The sequence below is a fragment of the Microcoleus sp. S36b_A4 genome, assembly GCF_036700645.1.
GTDB lineage: Bacteria > Cyanobacteriota > Cyanobacteriia > Cyanobacteriales > Microcoleaceae > Microcoleus.
In genome coordinates this window covers 1-1,582 of sequence record NZ_JAUBPI010000215.1, presented here as the reverse complement: position 1 = coordinate 1,582, position 1,582 = coordinate 1, and the positions used below count along the sequence as shown (strand labels likewise).

Here is a 1,582-nt window from a genome sequence, read left to right as displayed (position 1 = left end):
CATTCGTAACAAGTTAAGCTTGGATGGCAGTTGTCAAGGGGATTTGAGAAGATGCTTCAAAGAAAAAGTAGTCAGACCCTCGCTGTCGATCGGGAAAAGGTGCAACAATTAACTTAACATGGGGTTTTCGTTGAGCTTTAACAATACCTAAATCTCGATTTTCAGGCGCAGCGAAATACTCGATAGGGTCAGTTGCCTTACCTTGTTGGCGGGCCACATAAAAATGGTAAAGACCCCGGTAAATCATCTCTAACGAAATCGAATCTATTGGTAAAGATAGTCGATCGGCAACGGCATCACTTAAATCGACCAAAATTGCATAAAATATCCATGTTCCCCAAATTTGCAACTGAATCCCGTTGAGAGAACCCGTCCACAAATAGCTTAATCCCAACAGCCTTTTTACGGTATTAAAAGCCTCTTCAATTCTCCAACGCCTGCGATATAAATCTGCCACGACGTAGGGTGGCAGCACTTGAGGATCTAGTACGCTTGTCAAATAAGAATGCCAAGCTTTACCCGAACGAATTTCAATCATACGCAAGGTAATAAATGGAGTTCTTGCTGTTCCTGAACCCAAGCGTACCAGACTATCTTTCAGGTCGTAACTTTTGGTAAATACTCGCTCTACTTGAATGGCTGCTCCTTTTTTTAAACGAGTAATTAAATGGATATCTCGTTCAATTAATTTCAGCCAAAAGCTAAAATGGTAAAATCCTCGATCCAGTAAGAGTAAGGTTTTAGTTGGTACTAATTGCAGGATGTTTTCTTCAAGCTTAACATCAGAAGCTCTTGGGTTTTCCTGAAACCAAATATCAACCGGGAGCCTGGTCATTAAATCTATAACTGTTGCCATTTTCCCTGCCAACTGCCCTTTAGGTACATCTTCCAGGCTTTTGAGCTTGCAAAACAATGCTTCGAGGGTTGAACTATCTACTATCCAAATTCTCGAAAATTTGGTCAAGGCAAATTGAATGCTTTCTGGTAGGGGTCGTTGTTTTCTCTGGTACCAAGCAGTTCTTAAACTTGGCAATAAGTTTTTAAAGACTCCCTCAAATAATGTGGCGGGAAAACTTAGAAACCTTTGAGACATAGCTTGTTGACTAACTGTCGTAGGTCGGCACCATAAAAAACCTTCTCTTGCCAGCATTCTTGTGAGCTCTGTTACTCCCGCTACATCTCGCCATAGCAGGGTTAATACCGCTGCTACCATCAACGGTAGGTTAAGAATTCTCCCTCGTAAACCTAGTTGGCGGTAGTAATTTTCTTGTGAGGTAATCGCCGGTGTTAGTAACGCCGATAGTTGTGAGGCAATCTCCTCGTCCTCCACCATCGGTTTTGTAGTTTTTTTGGCGTGGTCACGGTTGGTTTTCTGACTTTTAGCCATATTTACTGACCTACACAATCGCTCAATTATTTGTCAATTATATCCTTCGATCGTACCAACGCTCGCCATCGCTCTCGCTCGCCGCAACGCTGCCATGTACTTGTGGTGCAACCCGGGATCGATCGCCCGCCATTACTATCGATCGCCCGCCATTACTATCGATCGCCCGCCATTACTATCGATCGCCCGCCATTA

1 protein-coding gene is annotated in these 1,582 nt (G+C 43.4%); it reads right to left on the bottom strand.

Going from position 1 to position 1,582, the window contains the following annotated elements; genetic code table 11:
- Positions 1-13: 13 nt before the first annotated feature.
- Positions 14-1,333: an IS4 family transposase gene (locus QUA03_RS28840; RefSeq protein ID WP_333217145.1), complete on the bottom strand. Its 1,320-nt coding sequence runs from the start codon at positions 1,331-1,333 to the stop codon at positions 14-16.
- Between the last annotated feature and the right edge of the window lie 249 nt (positions 1,334-1,582).

Coding starts and splice junctions, on each gene's coding strand:
- QUA03_RS28840 (WP_333217145.1), bottom strand. CDS start 1,333: ATGGTGGAGGACGAGGAGATTGCCTCACAACTATCGGCGTTACTAACA.